At 57.3% G+C, this 26098-nt stretch carries 25 protein-coding genes; 12 read left to right on the top strand and 13 right to left on the bottom strand.

Annotated features, from left to right (window positions below):
• The first annotated feature begins 3 nt into the window (after positions 1-3).
• Together G6041_RS04615 and hslJ are read left to right on the top strand one after the other, a co-directional pair.
• On the top strand, positions 4-993 hold the full coding sequence (locus G6041_RS04615) for a 2-hydroxyacid dehydrogenase (RefSeq protein WP_004388292.1): 990 nt from the start codon (positions 4-6) through the stop codon (positions 991-993).
• Positions 994-1047: 54 nt separating this feature from the next.
• Complete coding sequence (gene hslJ, locus G6041_RS04610) at positions 1048-1470, top strand: heat shock protein HslJ (RefSeq protein ID WP_007896943.1); 423 nt, start codon at positions 1048-1050, stop codon at positions 1468-1470.
• On the opposite strand, the gene G6041_RS04605 is transcribed toward hslJ, so the two are convergent.
• Positions 1471-1737: a putative hemolysin gene (locus G6041_RS04605; RefSeq protein WP_015386690.1), complete on the bottom strand. Its 267-nt coding sequence runs from the start codon at positions 1735-1737 to the stop codon at positions 1471-1473. It abuts the gene before it with no gap.
• 278 nt (positions 1738-2015) lie between these two features.
• Between G6041_RS04605 and nifJ the strand changes: the two genes are divergently transcribed.
• Positions 2016-5537: a pyruvate:ferredoxin (flavodoxin) oxidoreductase gene (gene nifJ / locus G6041_RS04600; RefSeq protein ID WP_012124659.1), complete on the top strand. Its 3522-nt coding sequence runs from the start codon at positions 2016-2018 to the stop codon at positions 5535-5537.
• 1 nt (position 5538) lies between these two features.
• Here nifJ and G6041_RS04595 read toward each other — a convergent pair whose 3' ends face one another.
• From G6041_RS04595 to exaC, 3 genes are all read right to left on the bottom strand, one after another.
• Positions 5539-6585: a hypothetical protein gene (locus G6041_RS04595; protein WP_041460492.1), complete on the bottom strand. Its 1047-nt coding sequence runs from the start codon at positions 6583-6585 to the stop codon at positions 5539-5541.
• 168 nt (positions 6586-6753) lie between these two features.
• Complete coding sequence (gene adhP, locus G6041_RS04590) at positions 6754-7785, bottom strand: alcohol dehydrogenase AdhP (RefSeq protein ID WP_015386688.1); 1032 nt, start codon at positions 7783-7785, stop codon at positions 6754-6756.
• Between the two features lie 32 nt (positions 7786-7817).
• A complete protein-coding gene (exaC, locus tag G6041_RS04585) occupies positions 7818-9338 on the bottom strand; it encodes an acetaldehyde dehydrogenase ExaC (protein WP_012124656.1) in 1521 nt (506 codons plus the stop codon).
• A 271-nt stretch (positions 9339-9609) separates the two neighbouring features.
• On the opposite strand from exaC, the gene G6041_RS04580 reads away from it, so the two are divergent.
• Positions 9610-11415, top strand: a complete 1806-nt coding sequence (locus G6041_RS04580; protein WP_012124655.1) for a sigma-54-dependent Fis family transcriptional regulator — start codon at positions 9610-9612, stop codon at positions 11413-11415.
• Here the strand turns inward: G6041_RS04580 and G6041_RS04575 are convergent.
• The 3 genes from G6041_RS04575 to G6041_RS04565 all read right to left on the bottom strand — a co-directional run bounded on the left by G6041_RS04575 (position 11396) and on the right by G6041_RS04565 (position 14857).
• Positions 11396-12466, bottom strand: a complete 1071-nt coding sequence (locus G6041_RS04575) for a class I mannose-6-phosphate isomerase (protein ID WP_012124654.1) — start codon at positions 12464-12466, stop codon at positions 11396-11398. The two genes, G6041_RS04580 and G6041_RS04575, sit on opposite strands and share 20 nt — an antisense overlap.
• Positions 12467-12483: 17 nt before the next feature.
• Positions 12484-13341: an SDR family oxidoreductase gene (locus G6041_RS04570; RefSeq protein ID WP_014728788.1), complete on the bottom strand. Its 858-nt coding sequence runs from the start codon at positions 13339-13341 to the stop codon at positions 12484-12486.
• A gap of 403 nt (positions 13342-13744) precedes the next feature.
• Entirely contained in the window at positions 13745-14857 is a 1113-nt protein-coding gene (locus G6041_RS04565) for an endonuclease/exonuclease/phosphatase family protein (protein ID WP_012124651.1), read from the bottom strand.
• Between the two features lie 285 nt (positions 14858-15142).
• Here G6041_RS04565 and ttcA point away from each other — a divergent pair, with 285 nt between their 5' ends.
• Positions 15143-16075: a tRNA 2-thiocytidine(32) synthetase TtcA gene (gene ttcA / locus G6041_RS04560; RefSeq protein WP_012124649.1), complete on the top strand. Its 933-nt coding sequence runs from the start codon at positions 15143-15145 to the stop codon at positions 16073-16075.
• A 37-nt stretch (positions 16076-16112) separates the two neighbouring features.
• On the opposite strand, the gene G6041_RS04555 is transcribed toward ttcA, so the two are convergent.
• The 4 genes from G6041_RS04555 to G6041_RS04540 all read right to left on the bottom strand — a co-directional run bounded on the left by G6041_RS04555 (position 16113) and on the right by G6041_RS04540 (position 18060).
• Positions 16113-16262 carry a hypothetical protein gene (locus G6041_RS04555; protein WP_004387322.1) on the bottom strand — a complete coding sequence of 50 codons (150 nt, stop codon included), beginning with the start codon at positions 16260-16262 and terminating at the stop codon, positions 16113-16115.
• 319 nt (positions 16263-16581) lie between these two features.
• Entirely contained in the window at positions 16582-17565 is a 984-nt protein-coding gene (zntB, locus tag G6041_RS04550; protein WP_004387321.1) for a zinc transporter ZntB, read from the bottom strand.
• A 39-nt stretch (positions 17566-17604) separates the two neighbouring features.
• Positions 17605-17808: a hypothetical protein gene (locus G6041_RS04545; protein WP_004387320.1), complete on the bottom strand. Its 204-nt coding sequence runs from the start codon at positions 17806-17808 to the stop codon at positions 17605-17607.
• Between the two features lie 78 nt (positions 17809-17886).
• Complete coding sequence (locus tag G6041_RS04540; protein ID WP_004387319.1) at positions 17887-18060, bottom strand: GhoT/OrtT family toxin; 174 nt, start codon at positions 18058-18060, stop codon at positions 17887-17889.
• A gap of 201 nt (positions 18061-18261) precedes the next feature.
• Between G6041_RS04540 and G6041_RS04535 the strand changes: the two genes are divergently transcribed.
• From G6041_RS04535 to G6041_RS04520, 4 genes are all read left to right on the top strand, one after another.
• Positions 18262-18585, top strand: coding sequence for a hypothetical protein (locus G6041_RS04535; protein WP_004387318.1), 324 nt, complete (start codon positions 18262-18264; stop codon positions 18583-18585).
• 73 nt (positions 18586-18658) lie between these two features.
• The gene (locus G6041_RS04530; protein WP_004387317.1) at positions 18659-18850 is read left to right on the top strand and encodes a hypothetical protein; all 192 of its coding nucleotides are present in this window, start codon (positions 18659-18661) and stop codon (positions 18848-18850) included.
• Between the two features lie 200 nt (positions 18851-19050).
• Entirely contained in the window at positions 19051-20802 is a 1752-nt protein-coding gene (locus G6041_RS04525; RefSeq protein WP_004387316.1) for a sensor domain-containing diguanylate cyclase, read from the top strand.
• Positions 20803-21524: 722 nt separating this feature from the next.
• Positions 21525-21764 (top strand): general stress protein, encoded by a 240-nt coding sequence (locus tag G6041_RS04520; protein WP_166491630.1) that lies wholly within the window; start codon positions 21525-21527, stop codon positions 21762-21764.
• A gap of 146 nt (positions 21765-21910) precedes the next feature.
• Here the strand turns inward: G6041_RS04520 and G6041_RS04515 are convergent, their stop codons facing one another.
• Positions 21911-22165 (bottom strand): hypothetical protein, encoded by a 255-nt coding sequence (locus G6041_RS04515; protein WP_004387314.1) that lies wholly within the window; start codon positions 22163-22165, stop codon positions 21911-21913.
• 240 nt (positions 22166-22405) lie between these two features.
• Between G6041_RS04515 and G6041_RS04510 the strand changes: the two genes are divergently transcribed.
• The 3 genes from G6041_RS04510 to G6041_RS04500 all read left to right on the top strand — a co-directional run bounded on the left by G6041_RS04510 (position 22406) and on the right by G6041_RS04500 (position 24367).
• The gene (locus G6041_RS04510; protein WP_012124642.1) at positions 22406-22987 is read left to right on the top strand and encodes a hypothetical protein; all 582 of its coding nucleotides are present in this window, start codon (positions 22406-22408) and stop codon (positions 22985-22987) included.
• A gap of 486 nt (positions 22988-23473) precedes the next feature.
• Positions 23474-23809, top strand: a complete 336-nt coding sequence (locus G6041_RS04505; protein WP_170921726.1) for an anti-adapter protein IraM — start codon at positions 23474-23476, stop codon at positions 23807-23809.
• Positions 23810-23926: 117 nt separating this feature from the next.
• Complete coding sequence (locus G6041_RS04500) at positions 23927-24367, top strand: lysozyme inhibitor LprI family protein (RefSeq protein ID WP_054628784.1); 441 nt, start codon at positions 23927-23929, stop codon at positions 24365-24367.
• A gap of 60 nt (positions 24368-24427) precedes the next feature.
• Here G6041_RS04500 and G6041_RS04495 read toward each other — a convergent pair whose 3' ends face one another.
• Complete coding sequence (locus tag G6041_RS04495) at positions 24428-26044, bottom strand: peptide ABC transporter substrate-binding protein (RefSeq protein WP_012124640.1); 1617 nt, start codon at positions 26042-26044, stop codon at positions 24428-24430.
• Positions 26045-26098 lie beyond the last annotated feature (54 nt).

Here is a 26098-nt window from a genome sequence, read left to right as displayed (position 1 = left end):
CTTATGAAACTGGCGGTTTATAGCACAAAGCAGTACGACAAAAAGTATTTGCAGCATGTTAACCAGGAATATGGCTTCGATCTTGAATTTTATGACTTCCTGTTAACCGAGCGCACGGCGAAAACCGCCATTCATTGCGACGGCGTCTGCATTTTCGTTAACGACGACGCCAGCCGCCCGGTGCTGGAAGAGCTGAAAAAGCATGGCGTGAAATTTATCGCGCTGCGCTGCGCGGGCTTTAACAACGTCGATCTCGACGCGGCAAAAGAGCTGGGGCTGAAAGTGGTGCGCGTCCCGGCTTACTCGCCGGAAGCCGTGGCCGAGCACGCGGTGGGCATGATGATGTGTCTCAACCGCCGCATTCACCGCGCATATCAGCGCACCCGTGACGCTAACTTTAACCTCGAAGGGCTGACCGGCTTTACGATGTACGGCAAAACCGCAGGCGTTATCGGCACCGGTAAAATCGGCGTCGCGGCGCTGCGCATTCTGAAAGGCTTTGGCATGCGCCTGCTGGCGTTCGATCCTTACCCGAGCGCCGCCGCGCTGGAGATTGGCGTGGAATATGTCGACCTGCCGACCCTGCTGGCGGAATCGGATGTCATTAGTCTTCACTGTCCGCTGACGCCGGAAAACTATCACCTGCTGAACCAGAGCGCGTTCGAGCAGATGAAAGACGGCGTAATGATCATCAACACCAGCCGCGGTGCTTTGATCGATTCCCAGGCCGCGATTGAAGCACTCAAACGCCAGAAAATCGGCGCGCTGGGCATGGATGTGTATGAAAACGAGCGCGATCTGTTCTTTGAAGATAAATCCAACGATGTGATTCAGGATGACGTGTTCCGCCGTCTTTCCGCCTGCCACAACGTGCTGTTCACCGGCCACCAGGCGTTTCTGACGGAAGAGGCGCTGATCAGCATTTCTGAAACCACGCTTGGAAATCTGCGCCAGCTGGAACAGGGCCAGCCCTGCCCGAACGAGCTGGTGTAACACCGCCGACGCGCCGCCTGGCGCGTCGCGTTTTTTTACCTCAGGGAGACGACCATGAAAAAAATCCTTTTCACCTTGCTGGCGGGAATGACGCTCGCCGGTTGCCAGAACACGGCGACGTCAAACGTGACGCCTGAAACGCTGCAACACCACCGCTACGTGCTGCAAACCGTCAACGGCGCGCCGCTCGACTCAACGCACCGCGTGCCGGAGCTGAGCTTTGGCGAGCGTATGCATGTCTCCGGCAGCATGTGCAACCGCTTTATGGGTCAGGGTGAACTGCATGGCGATACGCTGAAGGTGCAGGGGCTCGCGTCAACGCGCATGCTGTGCGCCGAGCCGCAGCTCAACGAGCTGGATAAGCTGATGAATGAGATGTTAAGCCAGGGAGCGACGGTGAGCGTGGAGAAACAGCAGCTCACCCTGAAATACCGCCAGTACAGTCTGGTCTATAAACTGGCGGATCTGATGTCGTAATCAGTACGCGGCGCAGGCGCCAGAGGCGAGCGCCGCTTCGCTGCAACGTTTGCCGTTGGGCAGCGCGCACATACCGGTGGTCGTGCCGTCAAGCTGGCGCGCGACCGACAGCGAGCCCCCGACCATCGCGCAGTTCGCCTGCCCTGCACTCGACAACGCAGCCCGCATTCCCGGCGGCACATGGGCCGCGGTGGCCTGCTGAACGGGTTCACTGCTGCATGCCGATAATAGTAACGCGGCACATCCTACCCAAAACGCTGCTCGCATGTTTCTCCCCTTTCGTTGACAAGCAAAACCTGAGCATCATAGGCCGCCCGACGCGGCGCGTCGAGATTCCTGCTGCTGCTTTTTTGGACGAAGACACATTTTTTTGCGCTTTTCGGCCTCCTTCTCTTGATCCTGCGCATGAAATGATTCACTTCGCGAATAGTCAGTACACAAAAACGAAAATCCCGGCTTCAGGGCTTTGCTAAAATTCCCTTATTACTACAGGGTCTGTTGCGTCCGCACAGATCTGACAATGTTGCGCAATGTAAGGGTCTTTTATGATTACCATCGACGGCAACGGCGCAGTCGCTTCAGTCGCTTTTCGCACCAGTGAAGTTATCGCTATTTATCCCATCACTCCGAGCTCCACGATGGCGGAGCAGGCCGACGCCTGGGCCGGCAACGGGATGAAAAACGTCTGGGGCGACGTCCCGCGCGTGGTTGAGATGCAGTCCGAGGCGGGCGCTATCGCGACCGTCCACGGCGCGCTCCAGACCGGCGCGCTCTCCACCTCGTTTACGTCTTCCCAGGGTTTACTGCTGATGATCCCGACGCTCTATAAGCTCGCGGGCCAGCTCACGCCTTTTGTGCTGCACGTGGCGGCGCGTACCGTCGCTACCCATGCGCTCTCTATTTTCGGCGATCACTCTGACGTCATGGCCGTGCGTCAGACCGGCTGCGCGATGCTGTGCGCCTCAAGCGTTCAGGAGGCGCAGGATTTCGCGCTGATCTCCCATATCGCCACGCTAAAAAGCCGCGTGCCGTTTATTCATTTCTTTGATGGGTTCCGCACGTCACATGAAATCAACAAAATCGCGCCGCTCGCCGATGACACGATCCGCGCACTGCTGCCGCAGGCGGAGATACACGCCCACCGCGCCCGCGCGCTCAACCCGGAACACCCGGTGATCCGCGGCACCTCCGCCAACCCGGATACCTATTTCCAGTCCCGCGAGGCGACCAACCCCTGGTATGACGCGGTCTATGACCATGTCGAACAGGCGATGAACGATTTCGCCGCCGCCACGGGCCGCCAGTACCGGCCGTTTGAGTATTACGGCCACCCGGAGGCCGAACGGGTGATTATCCTGATGGGTTCCGCCAGCGGCACCTGCGAAGAGGTGGTGGATGAGCTGCTCACTCGCGGCGAAAAAGTGGGCGTGCTGAAAGTCCGCCTGTTCCGCCCGTTCAGCGCGCGTCACCTGCTGGCGGCGCTGCCGCAGAGCGTCCAGCGCATCGCGGTACTTGACCGCACCAAAGAGCCTGGCGCGCAGGCGGAGCCGCTTTATCTGGATGTGATGACCGCGCTGGCGGAAGCCTTTAACCGCGGCGAGCGCGACAGCCTGCCGCGCGTCATCGGCGGGCGCTACGGGCTTTCCTCCAAAGAGTTCGGCCCGGACTGCGTGCTGGCGGTATTTAATGAACTGCGCGCCGAAAAACCGAAACCGCGCTTTACCGTCGGGATTTATGACGACGTGACGCATCTCTCCCTGCCGCTGCCGGAGAATACGCTGCCCTCTCACGCGCGCCTGGAGGCGCTGTTTTACGGGCTGGGCAGCGACGGCAGCGTCTCGGCCACCAAGAACAACATTAAAATTATCGGCAACGCGACGCCGTGGTACGCCCAGGGCTATTTCGTTTATGACTCCAAAAAAGCGGGCGGCCTGACCGTTTCCCACCTGCGTGTCAGCGAGCGGCCCATTAACTCCGCGTATCTGGTAAGCCAGGCGGATTTTGTCGGCTGCCATCAGTTGCAGTTTATCGATAAATATCAGATGGCCGAGCGCCTGAAACCCGGCGGTATTTTTCTGATTAACACGCCTTACGCGCCGGATGAGGTGTGGCATCAGCTGCCGCAGGAAGTCCAGGCGGTGCTGAATAACAAAAACGCGCGCGTCTTCGTGGTGAACGCCGCGAAAATCGCCCGCGAATGCCAGCTCGGCGCACGCATCAATACCGTGATGCAGATGGCGTTTTTCCATCTCACACAGATCCTGCCGGGCGACAGCGCGCTGGAGGCGCTCCAGGGCGCTATCGCCAAAAGCTACAGCAGCAAAGGCCAGGAGCTGGTGGAGCGCAACTGGCAGGCGCTGGCGCTGGCCCGCGAATCGCTCTTCGAAGTGGCGCGCCAGCCGGTGGATGAGACCAGCCATCTGCGCCCGCCCGTGGTTTCCGACGCCGCGCCCGATTTTGTCAAAACGGTGACCGCCGCGATGCTGGCAGGGCTTGGCGACGCGCTGCCGGTTTCCGCGCTGCCGCCGGACGGCACCTGGCCGCTCGGCACCACTCAGTGGGAGAAACGCAATATCGCGGAAGAGATCCCCATCTGGAAAGAGGCGCTTTGCACCCAGTGCAACCACTGCGTCGCCGCCTGCCCGCACTCGGCGATCCGCGCCAAAGTGGTGGCCCCGGACGCACTGGCTGACGCGCCCGCCTCGCTCGCCGCGCTGGATGTGAAATCCCGCGATATGCGCGGTCAGAAATATGTGCTGCAGGTCGCGCCGGAAGACTGCACCGGCTGCAACCTGTGCGTCGAGGTCTGCCCGGCGAAAGACCGCCAGAACCCAGAAATCAAGGCGATTAATATGATGTCGCGTCTGGAGCACGTGGAGAAAGAGAAACGCAACTACGACTTCTTCCTGAGCCTGCCGGAAATCGATCGCAGCACGCTTGAGCGTATCGATATTCGCACCTCGCAGCTCATCACGCCGCTGTTTGAATATTCCGGCGCATGCTCCGGCTGTGGAGAAACGCCCTACATCAAGCTGCTGACCCAGCTTTACGGCGACCGTCTGCTGATTGCCAACGCCACCGGCTGTTCGTCGATTTATGGCGGCAACCTGCCCTCCACGCCGTACACCACCGACGCGAACGGCCGCGGCCCGGCGTGGGCGAACTCGCTGTTTGAGGATAACGCGGAGTTTGGTCTGGGTTTCCGCTTAACGGTCGATCAGCATAAGGCGCGCCTGCAGCGCCTGCTCACACAGTTTGCCGATAAACTCACGCCTGCGCTGTATGAGGCGCTGCAAACTGACGCCACGCCGGAGGTGCGTCGCGAACAGGTCGCAGAGCTGCGCCAACAGTTACAGGGCGTGGAAGGCGCGCAGCAGTTGCTGACCGACGCCGACGCGCTGGTGGAAAAATCCATCTGGTTGATTGGCGGCGACGGCTGGGCATATGACATCGGTTTCGGCGGCCTCGATCACGTGCTGAGTCTCACCGAGAACGTCAATATCCTGGTGCTCGATACGCAGTGCTATTCCAACACCGGCGGACAGGCGTCGAAAGCCACGCCGCTCGGCGCGGTGACGAAATTCGGCGAACACGGCAAGCGCAAGGCGCGTAAAGATCTCGGCGTGAGCATGATGATGTACGGGCATGTTTACGTGGCGCAGATTTCGCTGGGCGCGCAGCTTAACCAGACGGTGAAAGCGATTCAGGAGGCGGAAGCCTACCCCGGCCCGTCGCTGATCATCGCCTACAGCCCCTGCGAGGAACACGGCTACGATCTGGCGCTGAGCCACGATCAGATGCGCCAGCTTACCGCGACGGGCTTCTGGCCGCTCTATCGCTTCGACCCGCGCCGCGCCGACGAAGGCAAGCTGCCGCTGGCGCTCGATTCCCGCCCGCCGTCAGACGCGCTGGCGGAAACCCTGCTCGCCGAGCAGCGCTTCCGTCGCCTGAACGCGCAGCAGCCGGAGGTGGCCGAACAGCTCTGGAAAGACGCCGCCGCTGATTTGCAAAAACGCTACGACTTCCTGGCGCAGCTCGCCGGCAAAGCCGAGAAAGTCAGCGAGTAATTTAGCGCTTATCTTTTTCATCGCCCCTGTTTTTGGCAGGGGCGTTTTCGCCAAGCTCCTCGCGGCTTAATACCCGATACCAGGTAAATTTATCGCCGGTCGTGCATTTCACCGCCACGCCGTGTAAATCCCCGTCTTTCAGGAAAAACCCACGGTACTGATTTTCCCCCACCGCTAAATAACGCGCCTTGTCGCCAAGTTCATAAATCGTCTGGTAGCGATCGCCGCAGCGAAACGTCGTGCGGGTATCAAACTGATAAAAGTAATTTAATAACGCGCCGCCCAGGGTGCGGACATTCGCTATCATTAATCCCGACAGAATGCAGGTAAATACCACGACAAATATATACTGACTGTCCACAGAGAGTTTGGCGAGTTTCTTGCGTTTTTTCAGGTTCGCCTCCATTACGCCTGCAATCACAATCACAACGACATAGGCAATATTTACCACAATGAATGCCGCAAAAAATAATGTCAGAGACCAGGTGGTATACGGGAGTAGTGCCGCAGAAATATCCCAGGATTCAAGCAACGTGCCGCTGGCGATCATTCTGGCAAAAAACAGCACCAGCGCCAGCAGCAGCGTCAGTGCTTTGCTCAGTAACGACGCGGCGCGCGGGGAGAGGACCGAAAGGCAAAACAGATAAGAGAGCGTCAGGCTGCCCGCGCCGAAAAAGCAAGAGGCAGCCACCAGAGACCAGACGATAATGCCAGGGGCATGCGCGACCGCCAGTAAAAAGCTTACGGAGATAGTAAGCATGGCGGTACGAGACAACGACACCGAGGCTTTCATTTTGCTGTACTGCTTGCGCGGCAGGAAACCCTTCAGACGTTTGCGCTCCTGAGTATGAAACGCCGTGCGTCCGTAATAATCGATAATATACGCACACACCCACAGCATATTAAACCAGATGGCTGCACCGATGAGCGACGGGTGATGGGTTTTATTCGCCACGGCCAGAAGAAAAATCGTAATAAACCAGTTAATACACCAGAAGAGAATAAGCGCAGGCATCTGCCACGGTAGTTTATGCAATAAGCCGAACATGACCTTTCCTTGAGTCAGAAAAACCCACACCTTAATGAGAAATATTTTGGCCTGCAACCTGACCATATGGATGCAATGACGCAACGTGATTATTTATGAAAGTACAATGACAGATGATACTCATCAGAATGAGATGTAATAAGCGCCGCCTCCCTGCGGCGCTTATTTTTACAGCGACATATCCACCACGATGCGACCGGTAATTTTCCCGTTACGCATACGGTCGAAAATATCGTTGATATTCTCCAGCGGCTCGACCGCAATTTCCGCCGCTACTTTATTATGACCCGCGAAATCAAGCGCCTCCTGGAGATCTTTACGCGTACCGACAATCGAGCCGCGCACCGTGGTGCCGTCCAGCACCATATCAAAGATAGAGAGATCGAATTTACCCGGCGGCAGGCCGTTCAGCACCATTGTACCGCCGCGGCGCATCATGGTGGTCGCTTGGGCGAACGCTTTTGGCGACACCGCCGTCACCAGTACGCCGTGCGCGCCGCCGAAAGTGTCATGGAAATAGCTGCCCGGATCGACGTCCAGCGCGTTGGCCGTCACCTGCGCGCCGAGGCGTTTCGCAAACTCCAGCTTATCGTTATCAATATCCACCGCCGCCACGTTCAGCCCCATCGCGTTGGCGTACTGAATCGCCAGATGCCCTAACCCGCCGATGCCGGAAATCACCACCCAGTCGCCCGGTTTGGTGTCGGTCATTTTCAGCCCTTTATAAACCGTCACCCCCGCACAGAGGATCGGCGCGATATGGGTAAACTCGACGTTATCCGGCAGGATGCCCACATAATTGGCGTCTGCCAGACAATACTCGGCAAAGCTCCCATTAACCGAATAGCCTGAGTTTTGCTGGCTGTGACAAAGCGTTTCCCAGCCCCCGAGACAGTGTTCGCAGTGCCCGCAGGCGGAATAGAGCCACGGCACGCCCACGCGATCCCCCTCTTTAATGTGCGTCACGCCCTGGCCGACCGCCACGACATGCCCCACGCCTTCATGGCCCGGAATAAATGGCGGGTTCGGCTTCACCGGCCAGTCACCTTCCGCCGCGTGGAGATCGGTATGACACACGCCGGTCGCCGCGATTTTTACCAGCACTTTACCTGGTGTGACTTCCGGCACCAGCACTTCCTGGATCTCCAGCGGCTGCCCGAAGGCCTTGACCACGGCCGCTTTCATTTTCATCACTTTCATCAGTTACCTCGTTAACGGGTCGTTCGGATGGATCAGAAAAGGTTCAGAGGCTGAATGTCATAGCTGACCAGCACATTTTTCACCTGCTGGTAATGCTCCAGCGCTTTTTTATGGGTTTCGCGGCCAATGCCGGAATTCTTGTAGCCGCCGAACGCGGCATGCGCCGGATAGAGGTGGTAGCAGTTGGTCCAGACGCGGCCCGCTTTGATTTCGCGACCCATGCGCCACGCGAGATTGGTATCACGCGTCCAGACGCCCGCGCCAAGACCAAATTCCGTGGCGTTAGCCAGTTTCAGCGCCTCGTCAGCGTCTTTAAAAGTGGTGATGCCGATAACCGGCCCGAAGATCTCTTCCTGGAAGAAGCGCATCTCGTTTTCGCCTTTGATCAGCGTTGGCTCAATATAGAAGCCCTTCTCGAGCGCCGCGCCGTGGTTCACACGCGAGCCGCCCGCGAGGATCTGGCCGCCCTCGCCGCGCGCGATATCGATGTAAGAGAGAATTTTGTCGAACTGCTCCTGAGAGGCCTGCGCGCCAATCATGGTGTCAGTGTCATAGGGGTCGCCTTTACGAATGTTGGCCATACGCGCCAGCACACGTTCCATAAAGGGTTCGTAAATCGATTCCTGAATCAGGGCGCGGGACGGACAGGTGCACACTTCCCCCTGGTTAAAGAAGCCCAGAATCAGCCCTTCGGCCGCTTTTTCGATAAATTCAGGCTCTGCCTGCATAATGTCGGCAAAGTAAATATTAGGCGACTTTCCGCCAAGCTCGACGGTGCTGGGGATAATATTTTCCGCCGCGCAGGCCAGTATATGCCGCCCGACCGGCGTCGAGCCGGTAAACGCGATTTTCTCGATGCGTTTACTGCGCGCGAGCGCCTCGCCCGCCTCCTGCCCGAAGCCGTGCACCACGTTCACCACGCCCGGCGGCAGCAGATCGCCAACCAGCTCCATCAGCACAGAAATGCCAAGCGGCGTCTGTTCCGCAGGCTTGAGCACCACGCAGTTGCCCGCCGCCAGCGCAGGCGCAAGCTTCCACGCCGCCATCAGGATCGGGAAGTTCCACGGGATTATCTGCCCGACCACGCCGAGCGGCTCATAAATGTGATACGCGACGGTGTGCTGATCGATTTCCGCGACGCTGCCCTCCTGGGCGCGCAGACAACCGGCGAAATAACGGAAGTGGTCGACCGCCAGCGGAATATCGGCGTTCAGCGTTTCGCGAATCGGTTTACCGTTATCCCAACTCTCGGTGAGCGCTAATTGTTCGATATGGCCCGCCATGCGATCGGCGATGGCCAGCAGCAGGTTCGAGCGCTCCTGTACGCTGGTTTTGCCCCACGCGGGCGCTGCGGCATGGGCCGCGTCCAGCGCGCGCTCAATATCGGCTGCGCCCGAACGCGGGAACTCCGCCACCACCGCGCCCGTCACCGGCGTGGTGTTAATGAAATATTGACCTTCGACAGGCTCGACAAACTGACCGCCAATAAAGTTTCCATAACGCTGTTTAAAGCTAACGAGTGCACCAGGCTGACCGGGGTGAGCATATTTCATGGCAGATTCCTCAGTGTAGCGACAATCGGTTAAGCACAGTTATCTGTGCGGCGCACAGAGAAAAGCAGGTCTTATGCCAGAGTGGTGAGCTGGGTGAAAAATCTCCATTAAACCTTTATAAACAATCGGTTAAGATCGAGGTTTTTGAATCGTCGGCGCGCAGGGCAGACACGGGACACGGAAAATGTCGCGGAACTGTGTCATGTGTCGCAACACATGCGACACCAAAATGCTACATATTTGAAACATATATACCCACCCGGAGAATGCCATGCCGCACAGCGCCTCGTTGACCTCCGCAGGCTTAACGCCGTACTGCGACGACCTGTCTTTTCCGTGTCTGCTGAATGACTCCTGGCAGCGCAGCCAGCGCTACGGGCTGACCCGCGACGATGACGCCACCTCGTTTGTCAGCCGCGCCCTGCTTGAAGAGGCGCGATCGCAACACGGCTGGCTGAAAACGCTCGCCCGCCCGCTGATGCAGCGGCTCGGTGAGAGCCTGAGCCGCGCGCCGTCGGTTGTGGTCGCCACGGACGATACCGGCCTTGTGCTGGATACCTTCGGCAATAATCAGTTTCTGCATAAGGCGCAGCGCGTGGCGCTCGCGCCCGGTAATCTGTGGGGCGAACACGCGCGCGGCACGAACGCCATCGGCACGGCGCTGGCGCTGCACGCGCCGTGCGAGGTCCACGGCAGCCAGCATTTCCTCAATCAGAACGCCGGGCTTTACTGCTACGGCGTGCCGGTGTTTCGCCCGGACGGGCAAATCGCGGGCGTGTTGGATCTCTCCACGCCTGCACGGCAGCCCGTGGCCGAGGCAGGCCGCCTGATGCGTCAGGCCGTGCGCCAGCTGGAGCACGACTGGGTTATCGCGCAGCTTGACGCCCAGCAGTGGCTGCTGCGCCTGCACACCGATCCTGCCGCGCTCGGCTCGGCACAGGAGTTGCTGCTGGCGTTCCGCGATAACCGGCTGGTGGCCGCCAATAAACTGGCGATGGATGAATTCAAGCTTTCCACCGCGCATATCGGCACGCTTTCGCTTGATGCGCTGTTCCCGCAGGCGTTGCCTGCAAGTGATGACACCGCCCTTACCGCCATTAACCAGCGCCGCTACCACACCCGCCGTCAGCTTCCGGCGCGGCGCGTCTGGGCCGCGTATCCCGCGATTTCGCAGGAAGAAGAGAGCGGCGTTGAAACCGCCAAAGCGCTGCGCCTGCTGAACGCGGGCATCGCGCTGTGCATTACCGGCGAAACCGGCTGCGGCAAAGAACACCTGAGCCGCCGCCTGCATCAGCAGAGCCAGTGGCGCGACGGCCCGTTCGTCGCCATTAACTGTGCCGCGCTGCCCGAGCAACTGATTGAGTCGGAACTTTTTGGCTACCAGCCCGGCGCGTTTACCGGTGCCAGCAGCCGCGGCTATATCGGTAAAATCCGCGAAGCCGACGGCGGCGTGCTGTTTCTGGATGAAATTGGCGATATGCCGCTTGCCATGCAGACCCGCCTGTTGCGGGTGTTGCAGGAGAAAAAAGTGGTGCCGCTCGGCGGCACCCGCGCCGTACCGGTGACCTTTACGCTTATCTGCGCGACCCACCGTCCGCTGGACGAGATGGTGGCGCGCGGGGCGTTTCGCGAAGATCTCTTTTACCGGATTGAAGAGTACCGGCTGCGCATTCCGCCGCTGCGCGAGTGGCCCGCGCTGCCGCGTTTTGTCCAGCGGCTGTGGCAGGAGCTGGGCGGGGCGCGCCGCGGCGTCACGCTGTCTGCCGATCTGGTTGAGCATATCGCGCGTCTGCCGTGGCCGGGAAACGTGCGCCAGCTTGCGAGCCTGCTGAAAGTGTTGCTGGCGCTGGCGGACGATGGTGACGTTGTCACGTTAAATGACCTGCCGCCCCCCTATTGTTCTGTGGACGGGCATAAAGCACCGGCGCAGCCTTCAGAGAACGCTGCGCCGGATGTGGACGCCATCTTGCAGAGCGTGAACGGTAACATGAGCCTTGCGGCGCGTAAGCTTGGCGTCTCGCGCAGTACGCTTTACCGGCGGCTTGAAAAACAGCGCGCTAGCGCAGGCGTCCGCTGATATCGCCAAGCGCGTCAATGGCCGTCTGCGGGTAGCCTGCCGCGCGCAGCGGCGCGACAATCTCCTGCGCCAGATCCGGCACGTAACTCACCAGCAACTCCCCTTTGCCGCAAAACTCCGCCTCGCCGAGCGCGGCGGGCAGAATCACGCTCTGCGCGCGCTCAAGCGTCATCACCGCGTTACCAGGCGTGTGAATCGTCACCGGCTCGCCGATATTGGTGACAATACGCACCGAGGAGAAGTGGTAGTCGTAGCAGGTATCGAAGCGCCAGCGCTCCAGCGCGAAATAAGGACCTGCGCAGCACAGCAGACGCTGGACGGCCTCGCACTCCTCCAGCACCAGCCCGCGCTGCGGCTGGGTCAGCAGTTCGGGGCGCAATTCTTCCAGCAGTTTATCGATGTTACGCGCCTGCTCGTCAGGCGGCACTGGCGAGCCATCTTCCATATTCCACGGCATCGCATGCTGCTGAATATCAGACGTCTGCTCGATCTCATAGATAAGCGTATCCGGCCCGAAGGAGTGCAACTGCCCGCCCGGCACATAGATCGTATCGCCGGTTTTGAGCGGCAGGCGGTACATGACGCGGTCATAATCGCCCGCCAGTAACGCCTCGCGGATCGCCTCTTTTTTGACGCCGGTTTTGATACCGACAAGGCAGGTCGCGCCGGGTGCGGCCCAGAGAATATGCCAGGCCTCGGTTTTGCCATTCGGCTGGTTTTCCAGGCGCTGCGCGATGTCGTCGTTAGCGTGCAGATGCACCGGCAGCATGCCGCTGCCGTCGATAAATTTGCTCAGCAGCGGAAAGTACGGGCCGCGCCAGCCTGGCGCGACCAGTTCATCGGGATAACGGGTCGCCAGCTCACGCAACGACATGCCAGCGTATTCGCCATTGGTGACGGTCGCTATCATGCCGTCGACGTCGCTCACCTCCCAGGTTTCCGCGATGCGCGATTCCGGCAGTTCCGCCTTACCGAGCTGCGTTTTGATGCGCGTGCCGCCAAAAATGTGGGTTGCAAGCGGCGTCGTCAGCGTCAGCGGATAGTTGAGCATCCCTCTCTCCTTTTTTATCAGATAACCGCCTGGCCGCCCGTGACGGCGACGGTCGCGCCGGAGACGTAGCTTGCCTCGTCGCTTGCCAGCATGACATAAACCGGTGCCAGCTCAGCAGGCTGACCGGCACGCGCCAGCGGCACCTGGCTGCCGAATTCCTTGACCTGTTCCGGCGGCATGGTGGACGGAATCAGCGGCGTCCAGATGGGGCCGGGTGCGACGGCGTTCGCGCGAATGCCTTTTTCGGCAAGCAATGCGGCCAGGCTGCCGGAGAAGTTCACGATAGCCGCTTTGGTGGCGGAATACGCGATGAGCTTCGGCTTCGGCTGGTCGGCGTTGACCGAGGCGGTATTGATGATTGAGCCGCCCGCGGGCATATGCGGCACGGCCGCTTTGCAGATCCAGAACATGCCGTAGAGGTTGGTTTTCATGGTGCGGTCGAACTCTTCATCGCTGATTTCATCCAGCGAATCGCGTGTCATCTGGAACGCCGCGTTGTTGACCACGATATCGATTTTGCCGAATTCATCGGCGGCTTTTTGCACCAGCGCGCGGCAGTGAGCGGCGTCGGTGATATCGCCGGGCACCAGCACCGCTTTGCGGCCCGCCTCTTCCACGAGACGCGCGGTGTCTTTGGCATCGTCATGCTCATCGAGATACGAAATAAGCACATCGGCCCCTTCGCGGGCATACGCGATGGCGACCGCGCGGCCAATGCCGGAATCACCGCCGGTAATGATGGCGGCTTTACCGGTGAGACGGCCTGAGCCCTTGTAGCTGGTTTCGCCGTGATCGGGCTGCGGCTGCATTTTGGTGGTGCTGCCAGGGACATTCTGCTGCTGTTCCGGGAATGGCGGTTGTGGACGTGTCGTCATGGTTTGTTCTCCTGTTTCTTTTCATTTCGCGCCTTTAAAACGCGAAAGACATCCGGGTTTCAGGAACCTGACGCTTATCAGCGCCAACGATGAAATCAGGTTTCAGTATAGTTGACGAGATATTTATGCAAGCGAAGCGGGAAACCACACGGGTAATTTTTATCCGCTGCGGGGGGTTATTTTTGCGGATTGAAAGCACGCCAGGCGCGTTATTAACGAGGCGGATAGGAACACCAATAACGTTTTATATGACAGTAGGTTAGCGGTAAATAATTCGACTATAAAAAGAGAAAAATATAACGCGTGGCGTGCTGGCTTTTATTATTCTTTCACCCGATGAGAAAACGCGGATAAATCCGGGCCAGCGCGTCATTGTGCAGGCCCGGCTATAAATTCGTCGCGTTCAGATATTAAGATCCACCCACAGTGCTGCGTGATCGGAGCCAGCCTGCTGCGGTTTTTTCAGCTCCGGGTAAACCTCCCATTTTACCGGCCGCTCGCCGGGCCACATGCCTTTGCGGATAACGCCGCCTGCGGTGACGCGCTCCCAGAGCGCGGGCGACAGCAAAATGTAATCGAGCTTGTTGTTTTTGGCGCTGTTGCCCCAGGTGCCGGGGTATCCGCCGTTATCGAACGCCGGGTGCGTGAAAGCATCGCGCAAATCGGTCTCTTTGAGCAGCGGTGCCAGGGCGTCGCTCTCTGGCGTGTCGTTGAAATCGCCCGCAATCGCAATAAACTGCTCGCCGGCATCGCGGCGCGCCTTGTAGATTTCCGCCACCCGCTGCGCCTGCGCTTTACGCCTGGCGTCGGACTCCGCTTTGCCGCCGTAGCCTTTACTTTTCAGGTGGTTCACCATCACCCACAGCGTGTCGCCGCTTTTCAGCGGCACCGAATATTCCGGGCAGTCGCGCGAAAAAATCAGCTGGCCGCGCGCGTCGCGATCGTCCACGTGGCTGCGCATCAGGCCGATGGGATAATTCGCGCCGGTAAGCAGGCCAACGTCAATACCGCGGGTGTCGTTGCCGTCGATGACCATGACGTGACGAAACGGCTCGCCGCCGAGCGCCGCGATAATTTCCTGGTTAAACGCCGCCAGCGCCGGACGGCTCTCCGCCTCCACCACCGCCAGGACATCGGCGTTAAGATCGCTCATCACTTTCGCGGTGATGCGCATGGCGACTTCATCGACCGGCGATTCGATAAGTTCAAGCGAGCCGACCCAGTCGGCGCGGCCGCTGGCGATAATCTCGATACCGCCACTACGCGGGCGTTTCAGCAGGTTGCCACGGTTGCGACGCAAAATGACAAACGGCCCGGTGTCTGATTTCTCAAGCCCGAGCGCCACCATCAGCTTCACCATCTCTTTTTTACTGGCCTCGCTGTAGGTGATTTCGCCGAGCAGTTCATTCAGCCGTGCGAACTTTTCCAGCACCGGCCGCCCCTGCGACCAGCTACTCTGCGACATGACGCGCGCGCGATCGAACAGGTTTTCTACGTTATAAGACGCCAGACGCATAGCCCCTCCCGTGTTGGTTTTCCCCTGCCGCTGGCTCCACAGCCCGGCATGCGGTCTTTCTCAGTGTGGCAGCAAAATGTTACGGCTTCAAAACAGGGGTGTGCGGTGTAAAACGCGCTGGTATTCGTCGCGGTAATCCGTACCATACACGCCACGCACAGGAACAATATTCGGGCCTGCTGGCGCAAGCGGCGATATCCGCCGGGCGCGGGCAAGCCAACGGTGAATTCGCGCGCCGGGCAATCCGCCAGGGCGCGCCGCAACGCAGAACTGAGCCACTTTTAAATGTCTGAAATTCAAGAAATTAGCAAAAAAGAGCAGTACAACCTCAACAAATTGCAGAAGCGCCTGCGCCGCAATGTCGGAGAGGCCATCGCCGATTACAACATGATTGAAGAAGGCGACCGGATTATGGTCTGCCTCTCCGGCGGTAAAGACAGCTACACAATGCTGGAAATTCTGCGCAATTTGCAGCAGAGCGCGCCGGTTAACTTTTCGCTGGTGGCGGTGAATCTGGACCAGAAACAGCCGGGCTTTCCGGAGCATATCCTGCCGGAGTATCTGTCATCGCTTGGCGTGGAATATAAAATCGTTGAGGAAAATACCTATGGGATCGTCAAAGAGAAGATCCCGGAGGGGAAAACTACCTGCTCGCTCTGCTCACGCCTGCGCCGCGGCATTCTTTACCGCACCGCGACCGAGCTTGGCGCGACCAAAATCGCGCTCGGCCATCACCGTGACGACATTCTGCAAACGCTGTTCCTGAACATGTTTTACGGCGGCAAAATGAAAGGCATGCCGCCGAAGCTGATGAGCGATGACGGTAAGCACATTGTGATTCGCCCGCTCGCCTACTGCCGTGAAAAAGATATTGAGCGTTTCTCGCAGGCGAAAGGCTTCCCGATTATCCCGTGCAACCTGTGCGGCTCACAGCCCAATCTGCAGCGCCAGGTGATCGCCGATATGCTGCGCGACTGGGATAAACGCTATCCGGGCCGTATCGAAACCATGTTCAGCGCGATGCAGAACGTGGTGCCGTCGCACCTCTGCGACACCGAACTGTTCGATTTCAAAGGTATTCATCACGGCTCTGAGGTGGTGAACGGCGGCGATCTGGCGTTCGACCGCGAAGAGATCCCGATGATGCCTGCGGGCTGGACACCGGAAGATGACGCGGCACCACCGATGCAGCGCCTCGACGTGCTGGAAATCAAATAAGCCTGAAGCCCTCCCCGCGGAGGGCTTTTTTTTGCGCTTAGCGCATGTGCGGCGGTGGGTCGTCGATAGGGCGCGGGTCGGGTGATGGCGGATCGGGCACGGGCTGCGGCGTTGGGATCGGGTCCGGCACCGGTACGGGATCGATGGGCACCGGATCGCTCATGCGGGTCTGATAGAGATGTTGCATGTCGCTTCCTCTTTACGTGGCAGATACCTTAAGCGTAGAAGATGCGTCACAGAAGGGAAAAGCGCGGCGCGGGTGCGCCAGTATGCAGAGGGTAAAACGCAGGCAAAAAAAGCCGACTTAAACAAGTCGGCATCGTACGAATCAATTGTGCTATGCAGTAATTCAAAAAAGGAAGTAAGACAATATGGAGCGCAACGCCCATCGCTTGACGTTGCATTCACCTGCGACAAGAATGATGCCGTGAAACGACGTACCATTTCTTGATATCGCTCAAAGTCGTGAGGATTTTTCGTTCAGTTCTCGCTCGAAATACGTTTTTTTACAACCATTTACTTCGATGTAACCACCACGTAACACCGCCGATCAGCAGCACCAGCGCCACGCAAAACACGCTAAACCCAAGATGCCAGCCGCCGCCGGGAATACCGCCGAGGTTGACGCCAAACAGGCCGGTGAGAAACGTGCTGGGCAAAAAGACCATTGCCATCAGCGACATCGTGTAACTGCGCCGCGACAGCGACTCCTGCATCGTCTGGGAAATCTCATCGGCCATGACCGCGGTACGCGCGATGCAGGCATCGATTTCATCCAGGCCGCGGCCAAGACGGTCGGCGATATCCTGCATGCGGCGGCGGTGATCGTCCGTCATCCAGCTAAAACGCTCGCTGGCGAGGCGGGAAAAAACATCGCGCTGCGGCGACATATAACGCCGCATCACAATCAGTTGCTTGCGAAGCAGCGCCAGCACACCACGCGGCGGCACGATCTCTTCGAGCAGGTTGTCTTCGAGATCGATGATTTTGTCGTGCAGCTCTTCGATAAACTCGCTGGCGTGGTCAGTCAGCGCATCGCAGGCGTCTACCAGCCAGCCGCCGACATCCGCGGGGCCGCTGCCCTCGTTGAGGTCGTGAATAATATCGTCGAGCGCCAGTACTTTACGCTGGCGCGTGGAGACGATAAGCCGCTCGTCGATGTAAAGCCGCATCGCCACCAGCTGGTCGGGCCGTTCATCGGTGCTGCCGTTGATGCAGCGCAGCGTAATCAGTGTGCCGTCGCCCATGCGGGTGACGCGCGGGCGCAGGCTTTCGCCCGCCAGCGCGTCGCGCACCAGATTCGGCAGCAGCGGCGTCTCAGTGAGCCACTGCGCGCTTTCCGGGTTGGCATAGTTCAGATGCAGCCAGCAGGGATGGTCTTTATCGATAACAGCGTCATCCTGCAATGGTTTCACGCCACCGTGGCCGTCCAGCAGCCAGGCGATGACCGCGTCCGGCACATTGACTTCAGAGCCTTTAATGGCCTCCATCGTATCTCCTGATGTTCAGTTCAACGTCGCCGCGTGCGCTCAACGGCTTTCCAGCGCGGCCTGAATGGCGTCCGCCAGTTCAGCCAGGTGGTGACGTGTATATTCGATATCTTTGGCAAGCTTATCGCGCCCTTCATAACCATTCGGGGCCGCCACAGAGGCTTTGATCAGTTCAAGGGCGGCGTTCACCGCCAGCAAGCGTTTTTCCGCATCGCTACGGGAGGGATAATTTTCAGGCAGCATAATTCGCTCCGGTGATTCAACTGGCTTTATGGTGATACATTGCGCAGGAATTTCAAGCCGAAGCGATGCCGTTGAGGATTAAAACAGCGCCACCAGCAGGGCGACAGGGAAACTCATCGGCCAGGTCGCGCCGATAAGCGTCGCGCAAAGCAGCTTAATGCTGGTTTTGTCTTTGGCGATAAAAAAGGTAATGAGCGCCGCGATTGCCGCCATGACGGCGTAAAACACGAGCATATGTTGATAGAGCGTCATGATTGCGTATCCATACTGAGAAGGCGGTCGCAATATGCGATTTTTTATGACGCAGATCAAGTGTCCGTACGGGCCGTCGCGCAGAAAAACTTGATCTGCTTCACTGTATCCCTGCTGTAAACAAGGATGAATCAAATCTGCGCGCGATGTGTTAACGTCAGCCTACCCATAAATTTTACAACTCAGGGCCAGTCTGTCGCAATGAGAACCACGCGCGTTACGTTACGTCTTTCCCATGCCGTCAGCGACGTTATGCTCGATGACATCAAAGCCATTATTCCTGCCGATGCGCTACAGGTCTTTATTAATCAACTGGATGAATCACAGTACGCCACGCTTGAGTGTATTCAGACGGAACAGAACTGTTCGCTTATCGCCTCAGCGATAGTGGTGTGGCGTCAGCTCGGGCATATCAAAAATCTGGTCTACCGCAACGGCGATGTGCTGCGCGATGTCTCCGACGCCAGTCAGTTTCAGCTCTTTACCATGCTGCGCGCGCCGCTGACGGTGCTTGCCGTTCGCTGATAGCTTTCAGAAAATTCTCAACTTCTCCCCTCGCCTGCCGATAACCTTCTGAAAATGGACGGGGAAGAACGTTATGCTGCCTGGAATACCCACGCTGGCGCTGGCCTTTATGGTCTGGCTGCTGATTTTTATCCCTTCTTACAAAATCGCCACGCGCGCGGGCTTCGGCTGGTCGATGGCGCTGTTACTGACGCTGCCGGGCCTGAATATCATCGCCTGGTGGTGTTTTGCCTGTATGAAGTGGCCAGCGCGCCGCTATTTCTGAGCCTGACGGCCGCAGTCGTTGTCAGCGTCTGCTGGAGGTTCCGCGAGGCTGCGCCGGTTTAACGCGTGGAGAAACGCGCACATAGCGTTAAAGCTCCGCGTCCCCTTGCCGATGATGCAGATAACCCAACGCCCGCGTTGACCGTCAGAGCCCCGAGGCGTTAGCGCCCTAAAAGAAGCCGTGCTTGAAGGTAGCACCCTATGTTTAGCCACATCGACAGAAAAGATGCCAGACGCATGGCAGCCCTGGATATGCTCCGGGGAAAGCACGGACATCAGGACCCGGTTCTGCTGCAATTTGCAAGGCTTGCCAGCCTCGCGCTCGGCATTCCGGGCTGTTTTATCGCCGTGGTGGATAAAGCGGGCCTGCCCGTACATCTGGCACATCCTGAGCCGCTCCAGGTCGATGCGGCAGTCTTAACGCAGCCGTTATGCCCCCAAAATGAGCCGGTGTGGTGCAGCGATACCACACTTGACGCGCAGGCACATCAGCACCCGCTGGTCATCGCCTCGCCTGACGTACGGTTCTACGCGCTGGCACCGCTGCGCACGCGTGACGGCAGCCTGACCGGCATTATCGGCATGACGGATACCGTGGCGCAGCCGTTTAACGACGAGCGCGCCCGCACGCTCTCGCTGATTGCCGGGCTGACCGGCGCCTGGCTTGAAACCTTAAACGCGGTCGGATTTTTAGATCCTGTCACCCGCCTGCCGAACCGTCAGAAACTGTTGGCCGATATGGAGCGGCTGTGTGAGAGCGGCAGTACTGAGCGCTACACGCTAATGATTTTCGACTGCATCGACATGCCGACCGCCTATGAACTGGCGCGCTCGCTTGGCATGCCGGCGCTTGAGACGCTACTTAACGATCTCGGCCCGTTACTGCGCATGAAGCTACGGCTGAAAAGCGACACCGTGCTCTATAACGTGGCGACAGGCCGCTACGCGCTGCTTTTAAAAACGCGCAATCAAAAAGCCATTCGCCGCAACGCCGCGGTGCTGCCGCTGGTGAACGCGCGCATGCTGCAGGGCATCAATATCCGGCTCAATATCTTTGCAGGTGAAGTGGCCTGGCAGCCGGAGAAAACCACGCCCAATGAGGCGCTGCGTCGCGCCATCAGCGCCGTGCATGAAGCTATCTGGCTTAACAAGCGCCATATGGCCTTTGACGCTGAGCGCGATGAGAAGCGCAACGTTGATTTCCAGCTACTGCACGATCTCAGCGAGAGTATCGCCAAAAACCGCGGGCTCTATTTGATGTATCAGCCCAAAATTAAGCTCAGCACTAACCGGGCGGTCGGCGCGGAAGCGCTGCTCCGCTGGCGTCACCCGACCCGCGGCGATATCCCGCCGGGCGTGTTTATTCCGCTCGCGCAAAATACCAGCCTGATGGAAGAGATAACGCAATGGGTGATTGGCGCGGCGCTGCAACAGCTCCAGAAATGGCGCAAAGAGGGCGTCACCCTGCCGCTCTCAGTCAATATCAGCGTCAGCGATCTCTCCCGCCGCGGTTTTGCCGATGCGCTGGAAGAGCGCGTGCTGCGCGCCGGGCTTTCAACAAACGATATTCGTATTGAATGTCTGGAGACTGAAAAGGCGCTGGAGAGCGAAACCGCGCTCAGTGAAATGGATATGCTCAAACTGCGCGGCTTTAAGATCCTGCTTGACGACTTCGGTGCGGGTTACAGCAACATCAACTACCTGCGCCGGATTCCAATCGACATCATCAAGCTCGACCGCTCGCTCACCTCGAGCATCGCGCAGGAGCGCAGCAGTCAGATCATCGTGCGTAACGTTATCCAGATGCTTAAGGAGCTGGATTACGTGGTGCTCGCGGAAGGCGTGGAGGATGCCGAAACCGCCCGTCTGCTGCTGGAGTTTGGCTGTGATGAGGCGCAGGGCTATTTCTTCTCACGTCCGGTGGAGCCGGAATATATCGCTCAGTGGATATAATCGCCGTTGGAAATGGCGCGTAAAAGAGAAAATGACGGATACTGCAAGGTGTACAACGCCTTGCAAAATAACCACTGTAACTTCGTGGATTATTATTTTTACATGTTCAATTCATTAGAATGTGTATTAATAGACATTGTAAAAGCCGCATTACCGGTTATATGCATCAAAAAATGCCTGAACCGAAAAATAATTTTGTTGCTATAAATTTCCCGTCTACGCTTATTTCATACCTCAGCATCCGCTGAGACACGCTTTGCCATCACCAGGGAACCGGGTTCAGGGATGAACCCTTATTTCTACCGCACTGCCCTTGGCGTCCGTTCCGTCCTGTCACTTCCGCCCTGCCGTGCGCCGCCTGCGCATCGGTCTCTGCTGGCCTTGAGTGGCACGTGAATCGTCTCCCTATAAATACGTCAAAATATGACAATCCCATTCATAATATTAATTATCTTACTTTCGAAATATTGTGATTATTATTTATACCGCCGCTTCGTATTTTAATGACAAAATAAAATCAAGCGGACCGAAGAAGCACCAAAAATACAAATAAGAAAGTGAGTAAAATTTTACCAAAATTCAGTCACTTTTCTGCATAACGTTATATTTTTCGCCTTCAAAACTTGCGGAATAAAATACCCTGACCTACAGTTATCAATACCTTTTCGATAGCAGTCACGCACTGCTGTAATAAGCACGACCAACAACATGAGGAGAATGATATGACTCAGCATCGTGGTGGTTCAGGTAATTTCGCAGAGGATCGTCAGCGCGCGTCTGAAGCAGGCCAGAAAGGCGGTCAGCACAGCAGCGGTAATTTTAAAAACGACCCAGAACGCGCATCTGAAGCAGGTCATAAAGGTGGCCAGCAGAGCGGGGGTAATTTTAAAAATGACCGTGAACGCGCCTCTGAAGCTGGGCATAAAGGTGGCGAGCACAGTCACGGCGGCGGTCGCTCCTGATACAGCGGTTGACGCTAAACAGCGTGCCCGGAGAGTTCTAACAGGGCACATGTGATGCATGAAACAGGCAGCATTAAAGAGAGAAAGGAGAGCGCAATGCTCTCCTTTTTTACGTTTCTCGCCCGGCATCCCTGCCCGCTCTGGCGTCAGCGTTCACTGCTAAACACCAGCGTTTCAGGCGTTTCCGCGGTTAAAAAGACCTCCTGCGCTTCTCCGCTTGGCAAAACAAAAAAGAGACGTTCTCCCTGACGCAACCCGGCGAATGCGCTTATCTGCTGGGATTTATCGATCTCAAACGTTTTTATCGTCTCCCCGTTTACCGCACTGGGTTCACTCACGCTGTAGGTGGCGGTAAAATCCACCTCCGGGCGGTCTTTCAGATGCAACTGAACAGAAGGCATATCGACTCCCCAAGTGACTGTGATATGTCAAGTGTAGCCCACGCCCGTCTTCTGCGGCGGTGTCGCTGGCCTGGCCATTGTGACTTCATTAATAAAATTAAAGCGATACGAAACGCGGCCGATAACTGATATGCATGAAAGCAGTAACCTGCGGCTGGCACCAGCTACGCCACACCAGCCAACGATCACACCTGAAGCGAGGGTGCGTGCCATCGCGCTTACAGGCAAAGGGAGAGTGAGATGAAGCGGTCCGGCCTTCTGGCAGTCGTCGGGGCAGTGTTTTTGTTGCAAGGGTGTCATGCAGACAGCATTGACCAGGTGAAATCCCTCAGCGCGGGGGAGCAATCTCTCGGCCAGGCCTTTGAGTCACGTACCGACTGCGTGCAGGGCGCCTGGCGTAGCTTTGAAGATGCACGCGGACGTGATGTCGTGCTCTATTCCTGTAAACTCCCCGCGCCGGAACTCGCCAAACTGACCGACAAATTTCGCGCGCACAGTAATGAGATGGTCGAACAAAACACGACTTTACGCTGGCGCAAAGCGCATCGTGACGATGTGGCCCGCGTGATGAGTGAAATGAGCATTCGTGATGTAGAACTGCTGTATGTCTGGCGCATCAGCGACGGCGCTACGCCGCAACTTGCGGATGTGGAAGTTAAAACCGCCACCACCTTTTCGAGTTTCAGCTACAGCGTCAGCGAGCCTGAAAAATTTGTCGCGCTGGCTTACAGCGACACCCTTCCCAACCTCTGGCCGCAAAGTCTTTTTCCCGAACTGGATAAAAACGCGGGCCTGCTTTATCGCCAGTTAAGCGCACTTTGAATAACAGACAGTCCGGTAGCGCCTGAGCCGTCATCAGGCGCATGGATGACTTTATACTGCCCCTGAAGCGCCTCGGATGATCACTTTTTGATCAAACGAACACTTTCCTTAAGTTAAATTTTTTTCACAATAGCGTTACACTAACAAAAATGAATTTCTATGCAGAATTTGACCAGTTGGTATGCAATTGATAACTCACTTCGGTTTTTCAGAAAGGCCATCCGAAATTCGCTTCTAATTTTTATTATTGTCACACTGAAACTATTTGCATATCAATTTAAATGATATGTGACAATTACACCTTTAAATTATAAAGACGTGAAAAACAGCAATAATTGTTCAGCATATATGATGTTTCTTTACTCTCTCATTCACTCCCCGTCGTTTCCTCGCAAAAATTTACTTTTCACACGTTACAATTGAACTACCTGCATCATTAACCGATGCGCACGCCAATTAAGCACGTGAAATCATATGGAGAGTCGAATGAACTGGCGGGTGGTTGATTCAGTAGTAAGCACCGACACCAATTCTGTATTTACCTTAATTTCATCGCAACAATCTTTTAAACTTATTCTCTGGTATAAGGCGACGTTTTATTTATCATCTGGCGACACATTGTCTATTAATGGCGCATCCATTACCGTTAATAATCACCCCGTCGAGCTTACTCTGTACCGCACCACCGTTTATAACGCACGGTTCTGGCAAACTATCGTGAACAGTAATACGCATTGCGCGGGTAATCACCGGCAAAGCGTGGGCCGGTGTGGTTATCGCCGTAAATGCAAACTGCTTTATTGCCCGTTTCAAAAGCACTGACCAGTAAGGCATTTCGCATAGTATTTTCCTGTCAGGCATGGGAAAATACTCAACAAACACGCCGCCTGGTGACGACGTGACGCGTCTATATCTTCCCTCAGACTGGAATTCACTCTTGTGAAAAACCTGATAAATAGTGCGCTGCTGGTGCTGGCGTTAAATCCGCTGTGCGCGCTGGCCGATGAGATCACACGTAGCGCGGCGGCGGAGGCCTGCACTCAACAGGCGGGCGAAAACAGCGGTGAGTGTCTCGAAGCGGCGGGACTGGCCTCAGATAGTGCCCTTAAGCAGGCGTTTAACGCCAAAGTCACGGAGCTACAAAACTTCGACTATACCCGCTGGCCGCAGGGCGATGAGGCACGGCGCACCCAGATGGTCGAGGCGTTAAAGATAAGTCAGCAGCAGTGGACGGACGCCAGAGACGCGTTCTGTACGGCAGCGAGCGCCTCGGCCGCAGGTACGCCCTGGCTTGCCGCCCATGCGTTAAGCTGCGTCATCAATATGAACCAGCGCCGCGTAGATGAGCTCACGCTCATTCACCCTGACGCGGAAAAATAACAGCGGACTGAGGCAGAAAACGTGTCCGGCGTCTGCCACAATGGAGACGCCGGACATGCGTTAATGCTTAAGGATATACATGGTACGGCTGTAGGCCACATCTTCCGGGTTATTAATTGGATAACCTTTCAGCCACGGTTTAATTAACCGGCCATTGGTGTACTGATAAATCGGCGCAATCGGTGCCTGCGTTGAGATAATTCTCTCGGCGTTATTGTAATCGTCATTGCGCGCTTTCGCCGAATTCTCCTGTGCGGCCTGTTGCAAGACTTTGTCGTAATCCGGGTTTTTAAAGCGCGAAATATTCCCGCTGTGCGTGGAAGTCAGCAGCGAAAGAAACGTGGACGGCTCGTTATAATCCCCCACCCAGGACGCGCGGATCACATCGAAATTCCCGGTATTGCGGCTGTCGATATAGGTTTTCCACTCCTGATTTTTCAGCTTCACGTCCACGCCCAGATTCTTTTTCCACATCGAGGCCACGGCGATGGCGATTTTCTGGTGGTTTTCAGAGGTGTTATAGAGCAGCGTCAGATTAAGCGGACGCGCCGGGCCGTAACCTGCGGCCTGAAGCAGCGTTTTCGCCTGCGCGTTTAACTCCTGCTGGCTCATCTGTTCCCACTCTGACGGCGCGGGCGTAAAGCCTGCGGTCACATCCGGCGTAAAACGCCAGGCCGGTTTCTCGCCGGTGCCGAGCACTTTTTCAGCCATCAGTCGACGGTCGATGGTCATGCTGAGCGCCAGACGCACGCGCGGGTCCGCCGTCGGGCCTTTCTGCGTGTTAAACGCATAGTAATAGGTGCCAAGCTGCGGCGGCGTAAAGACCTGGTCCGGGATCTCTTTTTTCAGCTTCTGATAGAGGTTTTTCGGGAAGGATTCGGTGATGTCGATATCATTCGCGAGATAGCGCTTGGTAGCGGCGGATTCCTGATTGACCGGTAAAAACGTCACCTGCGTCAGCACCGTTTTCGCGTTATCCCAGTAGTGGGTATTGGGCGTCAGCACCAGCTTTTCGTTGACTACGCGGTCTTTAAGTACGAACGCGCCGTTGCCGACCAGCTTACCGGGGCGCGTCCAGTCGCCGCCCTGCTCCACATTCGCTTTTTGCACCGGATAGAGCGCCGCGTTGGCGGCAAGCGACGGGAACCACGGCAGCGGTTTATCGAGCGTGACCTTCAGCGTATGCGCATCCGGCGCGCTCACGCCAAGCTGCGCGGGTGCCTGTTTACCGTCGATAATCGCCTGCGCGTTCTCAATACCCGCCAGTGCGAAGAACCAGGCGAACGGTGAGGTGGTTTTCGGGTCGACCATGCGCTGCCAGCTGTAGACGAAATCCTGGGCCGTCACCGGCGTGCCGTCAGACCATTTCGCGTTGTCGCGAAGCGTAAACGTCCAGATGCGGTTGTCGTTGGTTTGCCACTGCGTGGCCACTCCCGGCACCAGCTCGCCGTTGTCGTTCTGGTTCACCAGCCCTTCAAAGAGATCGCGCAGCACCTGGATCTCCGGCAGCCCCACCGCTTTCGCCGGATCCAGCGAGGCGGGTTCGTCTTTCAGGTGGCGTACCAGCGTCTGGCGTTCGGCAAGCGCCGTGCCGGGCGGCACGTCGGCGGCAAACGCGCCGGTCAGCGCGCTCGCGACCCATAATGCGCTCAGGGTAAAGCTTACAGGAATTTTCATGAGGTCCTCGTTCTCGTGGTCCCGCGCCGAACCGCTCTCTCCGGGCGCTGTCGG

It is taken from the genome of Cronobacter sp. HA18003 (genome assembly GCF_011605905.1).
In the GTDB taxonomy this organism is placed as follows: Bacteria; Pseudomonadota; Gammaproteobacteria; order Enterobacterales; family Enterobacteriaceae; genus Cronobacter; species Cronobacter sakazakii.
The sequence above is the reverse complement of the archived record's forward strand: the minus strand, read 5'-3'. Positions and strand labels throughout refer to the sequence as shown.